This window comes from Arthrobacter oryzae, from assembly GCF_030812315.1.
In the GTDB taxonomy this organism is placed as follows: domain Bacteria; phylum Actinomycetota; class Actinomycetes; order Actinomycetales; family Micrococcaceae; genus Arthrobacter; species Arthrobacter oryzae_B.
Genome location: NZ_JAUSSM010000008.1, coordinates 256198 through 278996, shown reverse-complemented (window position 1 = coordinate 278996; position 22799 = coordinate 256198). Strand labels below are relative to the sequence as shown.

Annotated in this window: 6 protein-coding genes; 5 read left to right on the top strand and 1 reads right to left on the bottom strand. The window is 66.8% G+C overall.

The features are described from left to right. Positions 1–299: 299 nt before the first annotated feature. Positions 300–980 (top strand): hypothetical protein, encoded by a 681-nt coding sequence (locus tag J2S97_RS17155; protein ID WP_307051146.1) that lies wholly within the window; start codon positions 300–302, stop codon positions 978–980. 981 nt (positions 981–1961) lie between these two features. Then, a complete protein-coding gene (locus J2S97_RS17150; protein WP_307051145.1) occupies positions 1962–2864 on the top strand; it encodes a spherulation-specific family 4 protein in 903 nt (300 codons plus the stop codon). A gap of 1809 nt (positions 2865–4673) precedes the next feature. Here the strand turns inward: J2S97_RS17150 and J2S97_RS17145 are convergent. Then, positions 4674–5897, bottom strand: coding sequence for a hypothetical protein (locus J2S97_RS17145; RefSeq protein WP_307051144.1), 1224 nt, complete (start codon positions 5895–5897; stop codon positions 4674–4676). Between the two features lie 1006 nt (positions 5898–6903). Here J2S97_RS17145 and J2S97_RS17140 point away from each other — a divergent pair. Genes J2S97_RS17140 through J2S97_RS17130 form a run of 3 tightly spaced genes read left to right on the top strand, consistent with a single transcriptional unit; the run spans position 6904 to position 22752 of the window. Continuing rightward, positions 6904–10653, top strand: a complete 3750-nt coding sequence (locus tag J2S97_RS17140; protein ID WP_307051143.1) for a hypothetical protein — start codon at positions 6904–6906, stop codon at positions 10651–10653. A gap of 2 nt (positions 10654–10655) precedes the next feature. Further along, positions 10656–12980: a right-handed parallel beta-helix repeat-containing protein gene (locus J2S97_RS17135; RefSeq protein ID WP_307051142.1), complete on the top strand. Its 2325-nt coding sequence runs from the start codon at positions 10656–10658 to the stop codon at positions 12978–12980. Beyond that, on the top strand, positions 12970–22752 hold the full coding sequence (locus J2S97_RS17130) for a hypothetical protein (protein WP_307051141.1): 9783 nt from the start codon (positions 12970–12972) through the stop codon (positions 22750–22752). The genes J2S97_RS17135 and J2S97_RS17130 overlap by 11 nt, the downstream gene beginning before the upstream one ends. The last annotated feature ends 47 nt before the right edge of the window (positions 22753–22799 follow it).

The window sequence follows — 22799 nt, the reverse complement described above, 5'->3', positions numbered from 1 at the left end:
AAGGAATTGCAGTGAGTAATTACGTTGGACCCCGAACACCTGGAGCCGAAGAAAGACCGAGAGGGCTGCTTTTCCCTGACGTGAGAACTCAGGGAGTGTAAATGCCCGTCGTAGAGGGAGGGGCCTGCCCGGGCGCCCTCCCTCTACGACATGCCAGAGTAACGCCGGAGTAACGCCGGAGTAACGCCGAGCACCAATAATTGAGGCATCGTCCGCTTTCTCCACGCTTCTCTCGCAAGGCTTCGGGGGTCACCTCCCGAAACCAAGCACTCATTTCCGAAATCTAAGGAATACCTACCATGAACGGTTTTGATCCAAAATCACAAGAAGTTCAAGAGCTCGCTAGTAAATACCAAGAGTGGATTTTTGGTCGGGGTCAGAATGGCGACATTCTTTCGAAGCCAAATTTTGAGCGCAATGCTGAACGCAATTGTAATCTTTACAACACCGATTCCGATTTGTTCTTTCAATATGAAGAGCAGAGATGGGGCATCAATCTCGGTTGGACCAGCAATGCGGGGGAAGCTAACGCGACGCGCACAACGCGTTGGTTCGTCGCCAGGCAGAATGGGATGGGAAGCCCCATAACCTACGGTGAGCGGGTTGCGCTAGGTTATGGGACACATCGGTCATTTCTCTATTACACGGGTCGTAAACTGGGCATCAATCTCGATTGGTCTGGTCCTCCCGAGTTTGAGTGGGTAATATTAGGAGGCCAGTTTGGCACTGACGTTCAAAAAGATACGCCAGTAGCAATATGGAATGACACAGTTGATTTATTTTGGATACACTTCGATCGCAACCTCGGAGGAGACATCGGCTGGCATAACAGCAAACGCTGGGGCGCTCAATTCAGCAAAGCCCTGAGGGATTTGTTTGATGAGTATGGGGATGACGTCCTCAAATATGCGGTAGCCTCGTATTTCGGGGCCCCATGGGCGGTCCCTCTTCTGGAAGAAGCACTCAAGAGAGCAAAGTAGCGGCAGGTCCCGCCTCAGGGTGAATTCGAGCTCGACACTCTCGCTAAAAGCAGCTCTCCATGGTTTCTGGTGAATCGAATTCCTGTCTTGAAAGCTGAAGGGATCGTAGCCCTGACCGCGACCGACTCAACCGGTGTAAAGCCAATGCCTATGCCTCTCGCAACTTACAGGGCCTCCCGAGAGGTGATCCTGGAGCTCTTGCCATCTGTGGGCGCAAGATCCTACATCAAGTTCAGTCCGATGCCTAATCTGACGGCGTAGTCCTGAGACAGGAGATCACGATGTCGAATTTTACAACCCAGGCCACCCCCACCAAACCGGATGACATGGCTCCTGACGGGTCTGAAGTACGTCTTCTGGCTCAACTGGCAAGCTGTGGCATGGCTGAGTTCCGCCTTCCCGCCGGGAAAGTTTCCAGAGCCGTCGAGCATCGCACGGTCGAAGAGATTTGGTATGTAGTTTCCGGGTCTGGGGAGATATGGCGGTCAGCGCAAGGTCGGGAGGAGATCGTTCGCCTGAATCCGGGGCTATCCCTGACTATCCCGGTTGGCACGCAATTTCAGTTTTTAGCTGGTGACGAGTCACCGCTGACTGTTGTCGGAGTGACAATTCCTCGCTGGCCTGGACCTGAGGAGGCTCAGCTCCGAGAGGGCCATTGGCCTAGGCATGGATGATAGTAGCTGGCTGTAGTGCACGGGACAGGTCCTGGAAGTTGCTCGTCTGAACCAACGAGCATCTCGACCACATTTAGCCCGACGGCGGTCCCACCTCTGACCGATGCCCCGATGCCGAGGTGCCGCGGATCTAGGCTGCCCAGGAGTTCCCTTGCCCGCCCGGTTGCGGGATGATGAAACTTGGGCCGGTCCGTTACCGGGCGGCCCTGATGCATGCCGGTCATGGCCATCACAGGCCTTGCCGACGGTACGCCGCGCAAATAGCGGCAGAACGAATCTGAACAGCCTAGGTGCACGGAAGCTCACCATGTTGCACATTCATTCATCGAGGCCCGCCATCTTCGGCTCGGCCGTTGTCACGCTCATGGCCCTTGTTCTGACCCTGTCAGGGGCAAGTCCAGCGCCGTCCTTGGACAAGCCGGTATCGCAGGCCCTGCAAGCGCTAGTGCCACCAGGGGCCCAGCGCAGTCTCGTTCCTGCATACTTCTACCCAAGCGAGGCTGACGTCTCCGGTATCAACTGGTGGCCCAGGATGTGCATCGAAGAGCGGGGCGGCTCGATTGCCATCATGAACCCGGGGGATGGACCCGGGGCCGCTTTCGATCAGAACTACAAGGATGCCATTGATCTCTGCCACGGGCAGGACTGGCGAGTCATCGGCTACGTCAAAAGCGGCTGGGGTGCGAGATCTGAAAAGCAGGTTCGGGAGGACATCGCTAAGTACCGAAGCTGGTACCCCAGTCTGGACGGCATTTTCGTTGACGAGATGGAAAATAACCCCGGCAGCCTCGCTTGGGGATGCTGGGACGTTCCATTGATAGGCTGCCTTAACGTACCGACAAATGCTAAAGATTATTACAGCTCAGTGTACGAAAAGGTCAAGGACTGGGGCGCGGATAAGCAAGTGGTGGGCAACCCCGGAAACGCCTCCGAACAGGGGCCGTGGCAGCTGGACACCCCTGCGGCCGACATTGTCAGCGTCATTGAAAGAGGTGCGGTCGTCCCTTCTAGCGAGGAGTCCTACCGCGAGTGGGTGCAGCCTCAGTGGGTGTACGAGGCGGGCTACGCAAAGATTGCCCACATGGTATATAACGTAGTCCCTCCGGAATCCATACCGGCCACACTCCAGCTGACGCGCGAGAGGAACGCCGGCTGGGTCTATGTCACCGACAAAGACAACTCGTGGAGAACGCTGCCCACGATCTGGTAGCGGTACAGGCATAGTCCGCTCTCGGACCACGGGTGCGAACACCCCCCCGAGGCTGGTCGCGGTGTTCATCCGGCCGCCGATCTACCTGCGGGGTTTCCCTCCCATCCGGGTTGAGGTGGTCAATCCCTTGCATGAGGGCCGGAGCTTCGAGGTGACGGCACGCCCAGACCTGTTCCACACGATGGTCAAGGGCGGTGGCGACGACATCAAGATCCGGGTCACCGTACCCGTCGGCGCTGTCATACGATGAGGACTCATTCCAATACCCAGTCCCTGCCGCTGTACTGGAGCAATATCGACTCTATGTGCGCGCCAGACGCATGTCTACGTGCCCCTAGTGTCCACTTCAAACCCTCGCTTGTTGACCTGATCCCTCGCTGGCCCCCAGCACCGTCACAATGTCAGCCAGATCTCTCGGGCAGGGGAAAGCCACAGCCGAAGAAACCGAACTGCCCCGCCGATCGGGCGGACTCCCCGTCATCGGCCGGCTCGTCTACCTCAACAGAGCACTGAGCTATCGGGGCCCAAAGTACTGATTGCAGCCGCAGGCCCTTAGGTCTGTGTGATGATCGAACTGTTCCAGCTCACCGGCCTTCCTGCCGAACTCCGAGAATCCTGGCCACCCTTCGGCTGGTCCTTGGAACCACTTTCGGCACCGCGGATCTGCTGGCCTACGCCGGTGGTGCTGCCGTCGTCTACCTGGTGGATCGAACTAGCACTGGTGAACAGCACTCGCCATCACTAGGCGCCGTACTTTCCTGCTCCCCACCAAGGACAACCACCTAACGAAGGTCCCGGCCGCCATCCGACGGCATACCAGGATCCTAGGTGAACGAAACTTCACGATGCCCTCGACCAAGACGCTGCCACCATGGACGGAAGGATCTCCGTCAGCAGGACCCGCCTCGATAGCTCAGCTGAATGGAACAGCCCCCTCTAGGGCACGTGGCACGTTCAAATCCCGCTCGATGCACCTACGTTTATGACGGGCAGAACTCACTGAGCATCGGCCTCCATGAACCACCAGAAGCAACTTCGCTGTCATTCTGATCCCCATCATCGCTGGGCAGGTCCTCCACGCAACCAGGGCCCTCCGCGCCGGGCTCGATTCAAAGTTTCGTTCGGCGCTCCTCCGTCGCTTATTTCCTCACGAAACTTTGAACCGCTCCCGGTTCCCCAAGTTGCACTTCGGACCCTCAAACCCAGCGGTGACTCCGCTATCAGAACGACGCCAAAATCTGACAGACACAACCGGTACCCGCCAGTGGCCGACTACCTTGTCCACGACGCCAGTGCAGCCAGCGTGATCGTCGCCGTGTTCAGCGGAATGACCGTCGGTGACGGGCCCGTCTCTGAGAGGCGCGGCAGCCGCCTCGGCTACCGCAAGTCTGCGCGGGCACCCTTCTTAGCGGGAACGGGCACTGACCCTTTACATGGGAGGAGACGATAGCCGCGCGTCCAACCATTGACAGGTCTTACGGATCAGCCAAACCTGGGCCGGCCCCGGAAGAAGAGTCCGGATCCCACACACCTTCACGGGACTGGGTGGTGACAACTGTTCGGCTGGAGATCATGGACGCTTGGACTAGATAGTGAACTGGCTTGGCGTGGAATCTAGCGCTTTCCGCAGCGAGAAAAACACCGCCGCCCAACTGGTGAGCCGATAAGGCCAGCCTGTTACTGGGGTCGGGCAAAATGGCCGCATGCGACAATGACCGCGTAAGTTCCCGTTATGGAGCCGGCTGCTGTGGAGTTGAGGAAGGGGCAGTGCGCCGCACCACAGCTCGATGGCCCTATGTCACCGGCCCGTCACAGATGAGTGGTTGGCCACGGAGAACCCCTCCGATAAGGCCCCTTCCGACTACCCGCGGCAGCCGTGAGGAGTTCCCATCGCAATCGAACCTCCTCAAGGGAACACCACGGTGCGTCGAGGCCGTACTGCGATATTAAATCGGCACGAATGAGCGCAATGACTTTTTCCTGCCTGCGCCGTCTATTCAGGGCAAACTCGTTCCTCTGCGGAAAGTGATCTAAAACCTTTTGTCCACCCGCGATGGCGGCACAAAGTTGTGCAGGGGATGGGAGTTCCCCCTTTCGTATCTTCAGCACTCGGTTCCGCTCTTCATCTCTCTTTTCGCCCCTCCCAGGTTGCCAGGGAGGTCTCAAACGCTGTCGCACAGAGAGCGCGCCACTGGCAATAGCGAGATCCACCAGTTTTTCCGCGTTGTAAGCCTCATCCTTGTCACTGCCCCCTTTATTCCTCGCGTCCTGCACGAGTTGATAGAGCGACATCTTGAACGCTGCATCCGGAACCAAGTCATGGACGCGCGTGAACTCTCTCCATAGTCTTTCGCCTGCGGTTATGTTGAGGTCGGTAGCGTTTTCCTTTATTCCTGCTGGAAGGATGTCCGCCAAGGTGTAGGTGATAGCCTTTTCCCGCCCCATCCCGCCATGGCGGGTGATTTCGGCGGCGACCGTTAACCCGACACCGATTGATATGACGGCTTTACCCAAAGTCCCCGGCCACTCGTTTTGTCCATTGAACCACCCCACGAAATCGGTTAGACCTGTCAACAGAAGCCAAGTCCATAGCGTGACTGCAACTCCATAGACAACGGAGAGTGCACGGTCGTGCTGCACGATGAAGAGCCCGATGAAGCGGTTACCTGTTCCCCGCTCCTGGTACATGCCTCGAGATGATATGCCCGCGTATGAAGGTGTGAAGCCTAATAGTCTCTCCAAGTGTTTGATGCGGTGTACTGCACGGTCGTGTATCTGCGAGTTTCGGATCTCGTACACGATGATGGCCAGCGACATCAGCAGTCCTGCCCCACCAACAAAAAGCGTCGTCCCTTTCTCGACTATTTGTTGTTGTTTGTTCGACGCGAGAACTCCTACTGCCACGGTCGTAACAGTCGGCACGAATGTCAGAAGCTTGAACCTAATATCCAGGAGAATCTTGTAAAGCTCTGTCGTAGCCGTATGATCCTTCAGCATCACTTCACGGTCGCCATGCACTGCAGGCTCAGCCACCTTTGCCTCCTCCCCACGATTCGTGTTGTAGCCATGCAGGAGTCCTCCCACCCGGGCAACCACTTGCCCGATGGAGGGTCGGACTCCTAAATCTCCGAGCGAGCAGACAGGCACATTATCAATGCCACCTGTTACTGCAGCGTTATCGCTAGACCACTGTAGGGCAGCACCTCACACGGCAAGGCTGATCGAGAGGTGAGTTCGAGCGCTCGGAGAAAGAAGCATCCTGTCAGCAGTCGAAGCAGTCATCCTCGCCCGGGCGCCAGGAACACGTGCCGAACATTGAGGATCGCATGCGGCTCCGCAGTCGCTCAATGCGAGGCCGTAATCAGTGAGATCACTCGCCACAATCAGGACGCGGTCGTCTGCACCGGCGTTCCGTTCGGGCATATCCGCCTCAGTGGAGCTTGCCCCACGGCGGTATCGCCAAGCTTTGAAGGTCGTGCACAGGCAATCGCCGCCGACCAAACTTTTGGCACCAGCTCAGTGAGCGGCCCTTTGCGCGAAGCTTGGCTCTTCACGAGCCATCGGTCAAACCTTCGATACATTCAACGCCAGCCTACGCACTGCCCCGCCGCGTGAAGTACCTCCTAATGCCTCCGATTGTTCCGGCACCTTCTGGCGCCTCAACACGGAGCCTAACTCGGTCGATGCAGTCACTGCCCGGGTACTCGATGTGCCGCAGAGATCCGAGATGCATGGGGTGCCACCGATAAATCGCAGGGCATCCCTAGGCGGCGCATAATCGAGTCATGGCGCACACGCAGCAACCTTGCTAGCGAGCCCTCTTAATGCCAGACGTCTTAAGCCAAGAAGCTCGCTCCCTGCGAGTAGTGCTTTGGGCCTCGAACTTGGCCTTTTTCGAGCTCGACCCCAGGTGGCTCATCATGTCGTTTTGGAAACGATAACGCTGCTGTAACGCGACGATAATAGCCTCCCTCTTATATAACGCGGTAGTTTCAACGTTTGAAGGGCCCTGATGGGTATACAGACAGACCGGCTTGTGATGACGGGCATCTCCGTTCTTGAGGACCTGCCCCCGCACGACCTGCAGCCAACCCCACTGCGGCCGGGTATCCATCTGCGCTGGTCGTTCCCCCGTGAGGTGGCCTTCCCATGGGGCGGCTACTATCTTTTCCGGCGGCCCCGCCAAGCCGCGGACCCCGCGTCCATCCGGATGTCGCTGCAGAACCTTTCGGCCGGAGCCACCGGATTGACGACCCTAACCGGTATGGCCGGATCCCTGACCAGCGACGTCCCACTGGTGATCACGGACGATTTTCCGCCAATCGGTACACTCGAGCTCGACCTAGAGAACCGGCAGCGGCTCACGTTCGCTTCCGCGGATCTCGCGTCGCGGGTCGAGGTAACCATCGCGTTCCGCACCGACGCTGAGATCGCAGTGACGGCGTACCTGCAACACATGCCGGTGACAGGTGCCGTGCTCAAGGGCACTGCCGGCGACGTGGTCCGCCATGAGCTGACGTTCGATGCCATCTCGCGGGTCGAGGTGTCTGGCGGGCCAGCCCGGCTGCTGGACCTCCGCTACGTCGCCGTCATGAGTGGAATCCTCGCGGGCTGGACCGCGGTGCCGGGATTCCCATACCCGTTGACCCTGCCGGTATCTCACCCCGACTACCCGGCCAACCCTAGTTCGGTGGACGAGGCGGCCGCACGCACCCGTGGCACCGGACGAGTGATGTACGGCACCCACGACTGGTCCGGCACCACCTTTGCAGAGCTACACAAAGAGCTCATTGATTTAGTGCGGGGCGGACCGGCGGGGCCGCCGATGGCCGACCGTCGGCGAGCGGTCTCCGGCCCTGCGGGCCCGCCCGCACAGGTGATGCCGGCCCAAGCACCCCTCGACCTGGTGCTGCTCGGGACGCTCGACCCGGGCATGGCACAGATGATCGGACTGTACTGGGTGGACAGGCCCCCGCAGTCCGACGCTGCCTTCGACTACATGATCGTGGCCGACCACCGTTCTTTGCTCGGGCGGGATTCGGTAAAGGCGCTGGACTACCTGCGGCAGAACGGTTTCGACGATGTCGATGCGTTTATTGCCTTCGATCTGCGGCTCGACCGCCCCAGCCCCCCGGTGTTGCCACCGGAGGGGGCTAGGGCATACGCGCTGCCCGCCGCATGGCAGCCACCGTCGTCCGCAGGGGACGACGGGCTGGGCGCCGGGCTGCTGTGGGACCGCGGAGCTGCGGCGGGTGGCGGCCTGCGACCCGGCTCTCCGGTACTGTTTCACGTCTGGCGCGCGCTAGCATCCGAGACCCACCCGCCTATCGTGGCGCCGGCCCCGCATGACTTCGAGCCAGTGACAAGGGACCGGCCAGTCCTGGTTCCGGGCGGTATCGAGACCGGCGGTGTCGCGCCCGCGTACCCCGCGGACTGGCCGCCGTTCGCTCTGTACTCGGTCGACGGCGGGCTCACCGAGGGGTGGTACGCCTACGGCGTCAGCTCAGTCGACCTGTTCGGTCGGCACAGCCCGCGTGGTGGCTCTGTACCCTGGCACCAGTGGGCCCTTCAGTCCCAAGCGCCACGGCCCTGGTACTACCGCGACCCGGTCGCCGAGTCGCAAGTGCACCCGTTCGCCGTTGGGCTGCTGGACAAGGTCGCCCCACCTCCACCCGCCACGATCGAGGCCTTTCTGCTAGACCCGGACGATCCGCTCGTCGTCGCCGACGCGGCCTACACTGCCTGGCGCGCCGGTAATGCGGGCGTGGTCGGCCTGCGCGTGAGATGGGTCTGGCCGGAGTCGCTGAGCGTGCAGGCTCCGGATGCCCGGGAGTTCCGAGTGTACCTGCAGCCGGGCCGGCTCAACGCCCTGACCGGCCGGACAGTGGAGGTCACACCGATCACGGGCACCGACCGATGCACGGTGCAGACCGACATCGACGCGGACCGGCCGGCAGATGCCTACGCCGGCACCCGGCTGCAGCTGGGCGCGTCCAGCTTCGACGTGCTGGGCAGTGACGCGGGGACGCCGCTGCGGCTGCGGGTCCGTCGCGGCGGATTCCAGCACGATGTCGCGCCCGAGCCGCGGCGGCTATGCACCGTCGCGATCCCGAAGAGGCACCCGCTCGCGAACGACTTCACCGTCACGACCGCCTGGCAGAACCGGATCGCCGTCGTCGGGCTAGCCGAACACGTCACGACCGAGGTCAGCCCCGATGGTAGCGCCGTACGCCGCTACGAGGTCTTCCTGCCCTCGACCGGCCTGCCCGCGACGCCCGCGCTGGCCACCTCGTTGGCCGAGCCCGTGGCATACGGCCAGATCTGCGTCAGCACAGCCGACTCGCGGACGCACACGGCCGACGCCACGAAATGGACCGGGACGCCGTGGGGCGGCGCCCAGCGGTTCGGCAACGAGGGTCCGGCCGGGCAGCCCGCGACCGTCTACCTCGTCCGGCGCACGCCGCCGCCGGCACCGCAGGTCCCGCCCGCGGACGGCGACGCCGTGCTCGCCACGCCCGCCGACTACCGCGGCGAGTCGTTCTACTCGCTCCGTTGGTTACCCCTGCCGAATCTGCTCACCCACGTGTCCCGTGCGCTGGACCACACGCTGTTCACTACCGACTGGAACCGGCCACGCGCTAGCCGCCTGACACTCGACCCATCTGGCGCGCCAGCGCATCTCGCCTATTTCCCCTCGGCCGCGGCGGAACCGCGCTGGGACGCCGCGAAGCGGCAGCAGGTCGCCGCGGAGCTCAACGCCCTCAACGAGCTGAAGAGCGCCGGCACTGAATTCGCGGTCGCACTGCGCAGCTACCGCGCCCTCAGCAACGACGGGCTCCGGGTGCTCGCAGGGCTGGCCGGCAACGAGGACGCGTTTATCCAGCTCACGATCCAGCCGCTGGACCCAGCCGACCCGGCCACTGCCGACCGCCGCGGTCTCGACGACCCGGCCGGTTACTTACCGTCGACCGCCTTGCGGGCCTGGACGGATACGCTCGACGGCCGGGCGACCAACAGGTACCTGTACCGCGCCGCTTACGTGGACGCGGCGAACAACCGCGGCCCGCTGAGCCTCGCGAGCGCCCCCGTCCGGCTGCCGAACGTCGTGCCCCCGCGCACGCCGTACGTGACAAAGGTGCTCGGTGGCGACCGGTCAATCGTGCTGAGCTGGGCATCGAACCGTGAGCCCGACCTCGCCGCCTACCGGGTCTACCGGTCAGACGACCCCGCCCGAACTCGGGATGTGCGGCTGATGGCCCTCATTCACACCATCCCGCTGGACGCCACCGAACCGACCGACCGTCCGGCCGCCGTCAGCTGGACCGACACGGTGCCGGGCTTGGTGAACCACTGGTACCGGATCAGCGCCGTCGACACCGCCGGCAACGAGTCCCCGGCCTGTGCGGCCGTCGTCGGCCGCGGCTACGACGAGAGCCCACCGGATCCGCCGGAGTGGGAACGCCTCGCTTGGGTCGGTCTGGACGCCGAAGGCGTCGAGCACGCGTGGACCGGCGCCGCCTCGGCGCTCACCCCCGTTGTCGCGTTGCAGTGGACGGCTACCGAGGCGGTGCGAGCGGTCGTGCAGCGGCGCACCGACCCGGACGCTGCATGGCGCGCCGTCTCGGCCTGGCTCGGGCCGACCGGACCGCATTCCGGCGGCGGCTGGAGCTACCGGCACTACGATGACGGCGCCGACCCGGCCACGACGGCGACCTACCGGCTGAAGGTCGAGAGCCCGGCCGGCAACCTCAACGCCGCGTACGATGAGCGGCCCGTCGAAGGGGTTTGAACATGCCGAAGGAGATCTGGTTCGACCGGCTCGGCGAGGCGCTGACCTCGCTGGCGAAATACTCCGCGCCGGTGATCGGGGACGCCTCGGCCCTCACGGGTGCCACGGCCGTCACTGTTCGGCCGTTCGGCCCGTACCTCGACGGAACATGGAAGTTCTCCCGAGGTCTCTCGTTCGACATGCCCGAGGCGTCGCCGTCCGCGCCGCTGCTGGCGATGACCGTGGGCTCCATCCGCTTCCTAGCCGGAGCCTCGGGCGCCCCCGGCCGCGTGGTCTTGGCCCGTGGCGATGGCCCGTCCACGACCGTCGCCCGCGCGCAGGGCGTGCTGCCCGCCTGGTACCCGCAGCCGGCGTTCGTCGTCTACGAGAATGTCCCGGCGGACAGCGCCCGGGCTGCCGTTGTTCTCGCGCTGAAGCAGGACAAGGAACGGGATCGAGTGCGTAAGCGGCTGAAGGCGGCGGCTCTGGATGCCGGAGTTCCGGACGCCGGGAGTCCGGCCGCTGCCACCGTCGAGCAGCTTGCCGACCTGTGGCTCGCGGATGGGATCCCGCTCGGCGTCAGTGTGAAGGCCGGGACGCGCGTAGGAACTTGCGGCCCAGGCGCGACAGGGCGCCGTCGCTGCACCGTCCTGCTGGTCGAGCGCGTCGACCCGGCGCCCGTCCTGTTCCACAACCTCGCGTACCATCTGGCGCTTTGGGACGCGCAGGGCTGGATCGCTGCCGGCAACGCGCTGCTGCCGGCGCAGATGGACACGGGCGACCCGCCGGCCGGCACCGGCACCGTGCTGTTCGTCGCCAAGGCCGGCTCGGCTGTGCCACCGTTCGCCACCCCGGCGACCGCGAGCAAGACGATCGCTGCCGCGGTCGCCGCGGCCGCCGACGGTGATACGGTGCTGGTGGCCGATGCGGGGACGTACGCCGAGAGCGTCGAGATCACCAAAGCGGTGTCGCTGACGAGCACGGCGACGAAGAAGGCGACCGACCCGTCGCCGGGCTACCCGACTATCACTGGCGGCATGGTGCGGCGCCCGATCCGAATCAGCGGTGTCACCGCCGGCATCGCCCACGTCAGCCGCCTGACCGTGGTTAACGGGCTCGCACCGCACCGCAACGCGAAAGGGGCCGGGGGTGGGATTCTGGTCGACCGAGTGCACAACGCGGTCATCTCCAGCTGTGTGCTGCGGGAGAATGTCGCCGGCGGTGGTGGCATCTTCGCGGAGGGGTACGGCGGCGGCATCTGCGCTTACCACGCGTCGCCCGCGATTGTCGGGTGCCTGATCGAACGCAACCACGCGATGGGCCGCGGCTCGGGGATCGGGGTGTGGGGTTACGGCTGGCCGTCCATTTTCGACTGCACCGTGCAGCGCAACTTCCCCCAACAGGTGGACAACCCGAGATCGTTGAACGACCCGCTGGCCGACAACCTACGCGGTGACGGCGGCGGGATCGCCGTGACGGTCTGCGTCAACTCCCAAGAGGATCTGGAGACACTGCGCAGGACGACGCTCCCGGATCTACCGACGCGCTGGGACCCCGCCCAGCTGGCCCGGGCTCGCGCGAACCACGTGCGGATCGTCCGCACCAGGATCGAGAACAACGACGCGGGCGATGACGGCGGCGGACTGTACGTCTCGATCGCCGCCAACGTGCTGCTCATCGACACGGTCATCAATAACAACCGGTCGGCGAACAACGGCGGCGGCATCCGCGTCACGATGCGCAGCGAGCTGCGGATCCGCGGCGGTAGGGTCAGCAACAACACCTCCAACGTCGCTGCCGTCGTGACGAACCGCAGCGGCGGCGGGGGGATCTCCAGCCGGAACACAACCCTGCTCGACCTGCGGGGGGTTTCCGTGCAGGGCAACCACGCCCGGGGATTCGCCGGTGGCGGGGTTTACTTCATCTCCTCGGATGAGGGGGACCTGCTCTCCAGATGGCCGCCCTTCATTACCCAGCCACCGTTCGACTGGAACAACGTACTGCTTGATCCGGCCCTGTTCGCTTTCGACCGGGCCGTGCTGCAGATCGACGCGGCGAGCAGCATCGCCGGCAATGAGGCCGTGATGCTGCCCGGCCAGACCGGTGACCCCGGCAAGGGTGGCGGCCTGTACGTGCTGCGGTTCACCGGCCCACGGCGGGCGACACGGGTGTCGCCGACCATCACGGGCCAACCGATCACGATCTCCGTCGCCGCCGCGGCGCTCGGGGCCACCAACACCAGCAGCTTTCCTGGCGCGGCCCGCCTCTACCTCCACGACCAGGTCGTGCCCGTGGTCAAGACGGACACCGACCTGCCCGCGACCGGAACGTTCGACTATGTCGACTGACGAAGAGGACCTCCTCGGCTTCGTGCCGCTGCGCTACACGCTGCCCTGGCCCACGAACCTCGTCGAGTTCGGCGACACGGACGACGACCTGCCGATGATTGACCGGATCGGGCTCACCGATTTCCGGCACGACGAGGACGCCGAGGGCCGTACGCGGCTGCGCCTCGGCGTCGCCCTGCTCGACGAGCTGTCCCTCTGGATCCCCGGCCTCAAGGGGTTCTCGGTCGTGTTCGGCGCGCCGAAACGCGACCCGCAGACCGGGCTCGCACCGCCCGGCGCGCGGTTCACGGTCGCGGCCGCGTTCGGCGACCCGACGTCGTTCAGCGTCGAGGACGTCGACGTTGCGCTGCGGATGCAGCAAGACCTGCTGCGCCCGATGAAGTGGGACGAGGACGGCGGGTGGATGGTCCGGACGGACCCTTCCGGAGCGCCGCTGCCGTTCGAGATCCGCCTCGACGGCCTCGGACTGGCCGTCGACACCACGGGCGCGGTGGAGCTGAGCTTTGCCGGCGGAGCGCCAGGCATCGAGATCGACGCGTTCGGCATCGGCGACACCGGAATCGTCGTCGAGGCCGACCAGGCGGTGCGGTTGCACGTCGACGACTCCGCGCAGCCGCCGCCCGGGCGCCCCCAGGGGTGGCGCGGCGTGCACATTCCTCACGCAGCGGTACACCTGCCGCACCTGGACTTCCCCGCCGTGCCTAGCGGGCTGGATTTCGTCGACTGCACCATCGGCAGCGGCGGCTTCTCGGGCGAGCTCGACGTCACATGGGACGACGGCAGCGCGAGGGGATCGTTGCTGGGCGTGGACATCGAGTTGCTTTCCGCGAAGGTGCGCTTCGTGCAGAACACCCCGGTCGAGTTCGGCATCGAGGCCCGCCTCACGCTGCCCTTCTTCGACCAGCCGGTGGACGTCGAGCTCGCCCTGGGCCTCGACGGCGCGTTCACCATCGGCCTGTCCGCCGAGGGCGGCCTCGCGGAGGTCGAGCTGGAGGACGTCCTCCGGCTGCGGCTGGACGGCCTCAAGGTGGGCGTCGAGCAGGGGCTCGCGACTTTCTCGCTGAGCGGCGCCGTCACGCCGCTGGTCGAGCCGGTCAACTGGCCGACCTTCACGGTCAAGGAGCTCTCGATCGACACCGCCGGGCACGTCAAGCTGGCCGGGGGCTGGCTCGACCTGCCCGACCAGGTCGTCCTGGACTTCAACGGCTTCGCGCTGGAGGTAACCCGGTTGGGCTTCGGCGTCACCGACGACGCACGGCACTGGGTCGGCTTCTCCGGCGGGCTCAAGCTGCTCGAGGGGATGCCCGCCGGGGCCTCCGTCGACGGGTTGCGGATCAGCTGGGACGACGCCGGCGACGTCGGGGTCAGCCTCGACGGCGTTTCGGTTGAGTTCGAGGTGCCGGACGCGGTCTCGTTCAAGGGCCTGGTGTCCTACCGCGACCTGCCCGGCGGCGGCCAGCGGTTCGACGGCGCCATCCAGCTGCGGCTGATCGCGCTCGACCTGGAGGTCGACGCCCAGCTCGTGATCGGACGCGCGCTCGACTCCGCGAGCGGCGACATGTACGGGTTCTTCGCCATTTACATCGGCGTCGAGCTGCCGGTCGGCATCCCGCTGCTGAGCACGGGCCTGGGCCTTTACGGGATGGCCGGGCTCTTCGCGCTCAACATGGAGCCCAACCGGCGGCCGGAGCAGAACTGGTACGAGGACTGGTACAAGAAACCCACGCCGGGGGTCGCGGACCTGGCGCACAAGTGGGACAACAAGCTGGGCAGCCTGGCCTTCGGGGCCGGTGTCACACTCGGCACCCAGTCGGACAACGGATACACGTTCGCGGGCCGAATCCTGCTCGTCATCGCCTTCCCCGGTCCGATCATCCTGCTGGAGGGTAAGGCGAACCTGCTCAAGGAGCGGGCCGAGCTGGGCGGGCCCGCCGAGCCGACGTTCCGGTCCCTCGCCGTCCTCGACTTCCGCTCCGGCAGCCTCATGTTCGGCTTGGACGCCTTCTACCGCACGGGTGACGAGGGCGAGCTGATCGAGATCCGGGGTGGCGTTGAATCGTTCTTTGACTTCCACGACGGGAGCGCCTGGTACCTCAACGTCGGCTCCGACAAGCCGCGCGACAAGCGGATCCGCGCCGGCATCTTCCAGATCTTCCAAGCCGAAGCCTGGTTCATGATCAACGCCCACCGGCTCTACACGGGGGCCTGGGTCGGCTACACGGCCGACGAGCACTTCGGTCCCCTCGCGCTGACGTTCGAGGCGTGGATCGAGGGCACCGCACTGCTGAGCTTCAAGCCACCGCACTTCCACGGCAGCCTCTGGCTGCACGGCAAGCTCGCGCTGACCATCTTCGGCTTCGGCTTCGGCCTCGGCCTCGACGCCCGGCTCGACGCCGACGTCTTCGAGCCGCTCATCCTGCGGCTCGAGCTCGAGATCACGGTGGACCTGCCGTGGCCGCTGCCGGACTTCCACAAGACGTTCACGAAGCAGTGGGGACCGCGCCCCGACCCGCCGCCACTGTCCACGCCGCTGACCGAGCTCTCGCTCGCGCATCCCAAGGTCACCACGACGTGGCGGCTGCCGCGCGACGGCGTGGCGCTGCTGCGTCCCGACGTCGACGACGGCACGGGGTTCCTCGCCCCGGTGGGCGCAGTCCCGCCGCTCGACCCGGCCGCCGCCCCGCCGGCGGGGCTGCCGGTCGTCCCTCTCGACGTGCGGCCCCAGCTCACCTTCGGCCGGCCGGTGGTGGACGCCGCGGGCTTGGGCGTGAACGCCGGGGCGGCCGGGGCCGAGGAGGGCTGGGAGTGGATCGGGGATCCTGTGGCCGGCGAGGGTCCGGTGCAGATCCGCACGGTGCTGCGCTCCCTCGAGCTGAGCCGATGGCGGCCCGCTACCGGTGGGGGCGGAACGTGGGAGGCCGTGGCGCGCTCCCCGCTGGATCCGGCCCGCCCCGCGCTGCCTACGATGTACGGGGCCTGGGCGCCGGTCCCCGCACTGCCCGCAGGCGATCCCGCCGCGGTCGGCAACACCAAGCTTCTCGTGTGGTCCCGCACGCCGTTCGACGCCAGCCGGCAGACCGGGCAGGCGTGGGACGAGTGGTTCACGGCGGCGTTCCCGTTCTACCCGTGCCCTCCCCCCGTGCCGGCGCGACGCTTCTGCTGCGACTTCCGCGACCTGCGGGTCGGCGACCTCGTCGCGTCACCATGGCACTGTCCCGCGCATCCGGAGGTCACGCTGTCGTGGCCTGGCGGACCGCGGGAGGTGGTGCTGCTCGACCGGCCGGTCGGCGGGATGACGAAGGCGCTGTGCGGATCGGGCAGCTACGTCGATTCCCAAGGCACCTACCCGAACCCGGTGACCGTCACCTGCTCGACCCCCGGAGTCACCACGGTGACGGTGCAGCTGCCGCCGGACGCCGTGCGGCCGGTCCGTCGCTGCACCGACCTGACCGGACTCGCTCCCGGCGTCACCGCCAACCCGCTACCGCGAGACGGCCTCGGCTTCGAGGTTCCCGGCGCGGCCTCCATCACGGTCGTGACACGGGGCGGCCGGGTGGGCCTGGACTGCGGCCGTCGTCTGGAAGTCGACCTGGACGGGCCGGCCGTCGAAGTGGAGCTGGACGTCTCCGCGTTCGGTGGTGCCGTCACCGCGACCGGGCTAGACGCCCTGGGCGGAGGGGTCGCCGTCGACCGCACTCCGCCCGGCGTCACCGCCGCCACCCTGACGTTGCGCGGCACGGGAATCATCCGGGTAGTGGTCGACGCGCCGTCGGACGAGGCTGCGCTGCACCAAGTCTGCCGCACGGCGCCCGCGACCACCGTCACGGCGGACGGCACGAAGACCGCAACATCGGTCGGCGCCGACGGCCTCGTGCGGGTTACCGGCTCGGACCTCGGGTCGGTGGTGATCGGCAACCCGGGCGACCGGGTCTGCGTCACATCGGTGTGTTTCACGCTGCCGCCGGACCCCGCCGAGGTCGCCCGCCGCGAGGAGCTGGTGCAGCACCTGGTGTCGGAGCTGGAGCGGTGGTCCGAGACCGGCGCGGTGCTGTACCCGGACACCGTCTACCGGCTGACGGTCGGCACCCTGCTGCAGGCCCGTAGCGACGACCCGATGGCGGGCTACACATCGATCGCCGGCGGTGGCTACGGGCTGGACCGCGACCAGCTGGAGTACGGCTACTTCCGTACGGAGGGCCCCCCGGGACTTGCCGCGATCACGGGCGACGACAGCGGCGCGCTCGGTACGCTCACGCCCTACGTGGGCCAGACCATGCCCCCGACAGTTCCGGATGCGGGCGACCGCCCCGCGCTCCCCCGCCCGGTGTACCGGGGCTACGATGTGGCCATCCGGTTCGACGTCGACTACGCCGAGTTGATGTACAGGCTCGCGGGGCGCGACCTCGGCCTGTACGTATTCGACTCCAACAACCAGCCCGCCCGCGACACCGGCGGCCGGCTGCTCGCGCTGACCCCCGAGTGGACCGACGCCAGGCACGATCTGACCCGCTCGGAGCGGCAATGGAGCACCCTCATCGAGGGCAGCGCGTGTGTCCCTGCCCTCACCCGGACCTTCGCACCGGACCGTCAGCTGACCGTCGGTTCCGGCACGGTGCTCGGTGCCGACGCCGTCCACGAGGCGCGGCTGATCCCGCTGCTGCTGCACGACGACTTCCGTTCCGGCACCGGCGACTGGGAGGTGCTCGACCAGGGGCAGGCCCAGGGCCCGTCCGTGTGGAAGGCGGTGCGGCACCCCCGGCTGGCCGGGACGTCGGCGACAGTTACCGGTTCGGCGGTGCGGCTCGACGGCGCACCGGACCTCACCGGCGTCGTGCCGGGACTCGACGTCGTGGTGCTCGCTGCGGACACCGCCCGCCCTTCGGGCCGGTGGCCGGTGGCCGCCGTCGATGTCGCCGCCCGGACGCTTACCGTGGACGGCGTCCCGGCGGTCACCGGAACGAGCGGCTGGCAGCTTCCGCAGCTCATCGGGGTGGCGCAGACCTCGGGGATCCGCACCACGGGCGACGATCCCCGCGACCCGGTACGGCCGGGCACGATGTTGCTGCGCGGCGCGGCGACCTGGAGCGACCTGCGGCTCGCCGTGACCCTGCGGTCGGCCGCCGACGGAGCTATCGGCGTTGTCGTGCGGGTCGCCGGACCGTCGCGCTACTACCGCTTCTCGATGGACCGCGCCGCCGGCCGTCGGCGGCTGGTCCGGGTACTGGACGGCGTGCACACGGTGCTCGCCGAGGACCGGTGGAGTTACGGCCTCCGGAACGACTACGCGATCACGGTCGAGGCGGTCGGTGACGCGCTGCGGGTGCATCAGGACGGCGTCCTCGTCTTCGACGTGCGCGACGCGGTGCTGCCCACCGGCCGGATCGGCCTGTACTGCCGGGCCAACCCCGGAGCCCTGTTCTCCGACGTCCGGGTTGACGACCTGAGCCACGACGCACCGGTCGTGCACCGGTTCTCGTTCACGACGTCTCGGTTCGCCACCTTCGAACACCAGGTGCACAGCCACCCCGACGAGGTGTGGCGCTCGACGGCGACGGCCGCGGGCGCGATCGCCGCGGCGGTGCCGCCGGCGAGTGCGCCTACCGAGCCTGAGCACCGGGCCTACGCCGCACTCGCCCAGACAGTGCTGGGCGGCGCCGCCACCGCGGCCGTCGAGGCCGTCGAAGTGACCCGAATCGAGCCCGCGACAGGGCTCGCCGGCTGGCTCATCCGCAGTCCGGAACCCGTCGACTGGAGCCGGGTCTCGCTCGCGCTCCACGCCACGGACGACACCGCCCCGGCGCCCGACCCACCGGCCGCACTCAAGCTGGTCGGCGCGACATTCAGCACGACTTCGGCCAACGGCGAGACAGTGACGGTCCTCTCGAGGGCGGCGACGGACCTCGATGGTCACCGGATCGAGCGGCGTGCGATACCCGGCGCACTGGCCATACGCGAGGTGGAACCGTTGCTGCGCGCCACGGCCGGTGACGCGGCGGCCGGCGTCGTCTTGACCGAGGACTTCGGGCCGAACGCGCTTGACCGGTACACGATCGTGGACGACGAGAACGCCAGCCTGTTCCCGTCTGCCTGGGCCGTCGCGGACGGCCACATCGTGCAGACCGGACAGTACTTCGTTGCGAGCAACAACCCCGATAAGCCGGGGACGATGGCCATCCTGAATGCGCCGGTGCTGTCCGCTGCGCGGATCGAGGCGATGCTGCGCAGCGAGGACTTCGACGCGATCGGACTGGTCTTCCGTTACCGCGACGGCCAGAACTTCTACCGGTTCTCGATGGCTCTCTTGGACGGCTACCGGCGGCTGACCAAGAAGGTCGGCGGCATCACGTCCGTGCTGTGGGAGGACGCCGAGCGGTTGCCCCGGCGGGGCCACTCCTACCGAGTCGTTCTCGAAACCTTCGGCGAGCAGCTGGTCGGCTGGCTCGACGGCGAGCTCCTGTTCGCCGTCCGCGACGGCGACCTGAACGCCGGGAGGGTGGGTTTCTACGCATGGAAGAACATGGGGGCGCACTTCGAGGCCCTGCAGGTGACAGCCCTGTCCGGCGACCCCGTGCTGTGGCGCCCCGAGCTCGGCTCCCTGGCAGGGTTCAGCGCTGTCGACGCGCCGGGCGTGGTTTCGGGGCCATCGGTGTGGGCAGCAGCGGCCGGCGTCGTGACGCAGTCGGCGGCCGTACGCGTCGAGGACGAGACTTGGGCGGACGTTACGGCCCCGTACGCGCGCGAGGTCTCGGCACCGCCCGGCGGGCCGGTCTGGCTCAGCGCGGATCCGCCGCAGGCCGGTGGTTTCACGGCACACCGGCGGCTGGGCGCCGGTTGGGTGCCGGCGCCGGGCATCGGCGTGGCCGCCATCGCGGCGACGGACCGCGGGCTGTGGGCGCTCGACGCGACCGGACAGATCTGGCTCTGGATGCCGCAGATCCCCGGTCCGCTGCACTGGATCGGAAGCGCCGGTACGGGTACTGACATAGCCGCCGGGGGTGGGGCGCTGTTCCTCGTCTCCACCGTCGCCGTACCCGGCGGCGGACAGGTGCAGATCGACCGCAAATCCACCGGGGTGTGGGAGCCGCTGGACGGCCAGGGGGCGGTCACTGTCGCCGCCGGGTCCGACGGCGTGCCGTGGATCGTCGACGACACCAACGCAGTGTTCCGTTGGGACGGTGCCGCCTGGCAGCCGTTCCCGGGCAGCGCCCGGGCGATCGCGCCCGATGCCGATAGCGGCCGGCACTGGATGATCGGCACCACCGCGGCGCCGGGCGGCCATGCCCTGCTGCGTTGGGACGGCAGGGCCTGGCAGCCCACCGGCCGGGGCGCCGTGGCGATCGCCGCGGTGACCGGGGGCGGCGTTTGGACCGTTGACGACGTTGGCGCGGTTGTCCGGTTCAGCGGCCCGAGTGCCGCCCGTCCCGGCACCCATCTAAGAGGCGGCCCGGCGGACGCTGACGACTGGGAGGACGTCGAGGTCGCGTTGCGACTCGGTGATCTCGGAACCAGCGACGGCGGCGCCGTCGGCCTTCTGTTCCGGTACGAGGATGAGGCCAATTTCTATCGGCTCTCGCTGGACCGTGGCGCCGGCCGACGGCTGGTGCGGATGCAGAACGGCGTCGCGACAGTGCTGTGGCGCGACGCCGTGCGGGAGTCCCCCGGACAGAATCACGCACTGACCATCACGGCGATCGGCCCTCAACTGCGCGCGGTGCTCGATGGCGAGCCGCTGTTCACCGTCTCGGACGCGTCGCTGGCCCGCGGCCGGGTGGCACTGTACTGCCGGGACGCTGCACACGCGCGCTTCACCGGCCTCACGGTGTTTGACCGGACCCGCCGGGTGGGGCCGTGGGTGATCCGCGACCTCGCGCCGGGCCAGTCGTCCGACTGGCGGCTGGCCCGCGGCGTCCTGACCCAAGAGGCCCCAGGATCGGTGGACACCGCCGCGATCTCGGACGAGCGCGGCTGGTCGGACTACCGGCTGACGCTGCAATTCGGTTCCGACGACCCCGGTGTCGTCGGTGCGGTGTTCCGGTATCGCGGTGACAACGATCACTACCGCTTCGAGCTGGACTCCGTCGCCGACCGCCGCCGGCTAGTGCGGCGCACCGCGGGGAATGAGACCGTGCTGTGGGAGCGGCCCGGCGGGTTCGCCGCAGGTGAGACATACCTGCTCACAGTGGACGCCGTCGGCACCCGGCTGCGCGGCTGGCTCGGCGCGTCACCTCAGTTTGACTTGGACCACGGCGACCACAGGGTCGGCGCGGTCGGCCACTTCGCTCGAACCACGCCGAGCGCGCGCTTCGAGCGCATCGAGCTCACCGCGCCGCCACGAGAGTCCTTGGCCTTGCTCCGGGACCGGTTCGCCGCCGGGAACCGCGCCGCGTTCACCGATGTCGACGTGCCGGGAACGACGACCGCTGTCTGGCGGATGGACGGGGCGGACCTCGTCCAGAGCGAGGCGTCCGGGACGGGTCTCGCAGTCGCGGGCTCATCCGCGTGGACCGACACCGTCCTGACCGCGCGGCTGCGGCCCGGTCCGGGCGGTGTGGCCGGGCTCGTCGTCCGGTACACCGACCCGTCCTCGCACTACCGGTGGCGGGTTGATCTCGGCGCGGGCGAGCACCGGCTGGAGTTAGTGTCCGGGGGCGTCAAGACCGTGCTCTGGCGGACGCCGACTACGGCCGCCGCGTGGGCGGCCGGCCGCGACCTCGCGATCGTGGCGACAGGCTCGACCCTGCGAGGGTTCGTCGACGACATCCCGATCTTCGAGGTCGATGACGCCGCGCTGCCCGCCGGCCGGGTCGCACTCGACGCCGCCGGACCGGCCCGATTCTCACAAGTGCGCGTGTTCGACGGGTCCCTCGCGTTCGACGACTGGCTGGTCGAGCCGTTCGAGGTGCCGGCGGGAACCGATGGCGACGTCGTGGCCGGCGACCAGGCTTGGACCGACTACCGCGTCAGTGCGCACGTCCGTGGCTCGGGTACCGGCGTCGTCGGGCTCTTAGCACGGTATGCGGGACCACAAGACCACTACCGCTTTTCGATCGACGCGCCCATAGGTATGGTTCGGCTGGAGCGACTGTCGGGCGGTGCTCCCGTGGCCCTATGGGAGGGACCGCGCAGGATGGCTCCGTGGGACGGTGTGATGGTGCTGGAGTGCCTCGGTCAACACCTGTCCGGCTATATCGACGGCGAGAGACTCTTCACCGTGCACGACGACGCCCTCACGGCCGGGCAATTTGGAACCCACCGCGCCGGCGACCCGGATGCAACATTCATCCGGCTCCGCTGCGGGCGGCCAACCTGGACTACCCACTACACTTTCGGTCCCGAGCCTGTGCCGCCGGGCGGATCTATCCTGCTGCATTCAGGCAACCGTGCAGCAGATCCCAACACCGGACCCAGCGACCGTTACGTCGCTCGGTTCGACGAGGTGGGCACGCCGACGTTCCCCCCGGACGGTGTTGACCTGCGGCTGCAGACACCTGACGGTAGCCTCGGACACGGTCGCCGGTTCCGCCCGCCGGTCGCCTGGAGGGCCGTCGCCGACACGAACCTTCGAACTCTGCGGGCGCCGGACGGCACCGGCTGGTTCCTAGGGTTCACCGCTGGCATCGCTCCGGTCGTCGGCGACCATGAGCTGGTGCTGACGTTCCGGAGGGACAATCATTCCGTGGACCCGGGCGCACCTGTGCTACGCCGAGCGGGAGACGCTTCAGACGAGGTGGTCACTCTTCTGCTGCCTACACGGACAGTTGGTGACATCTAACCCCACGACCCGTTTCATCAGTCATGGCAAGGGCCAATCCGTACTCC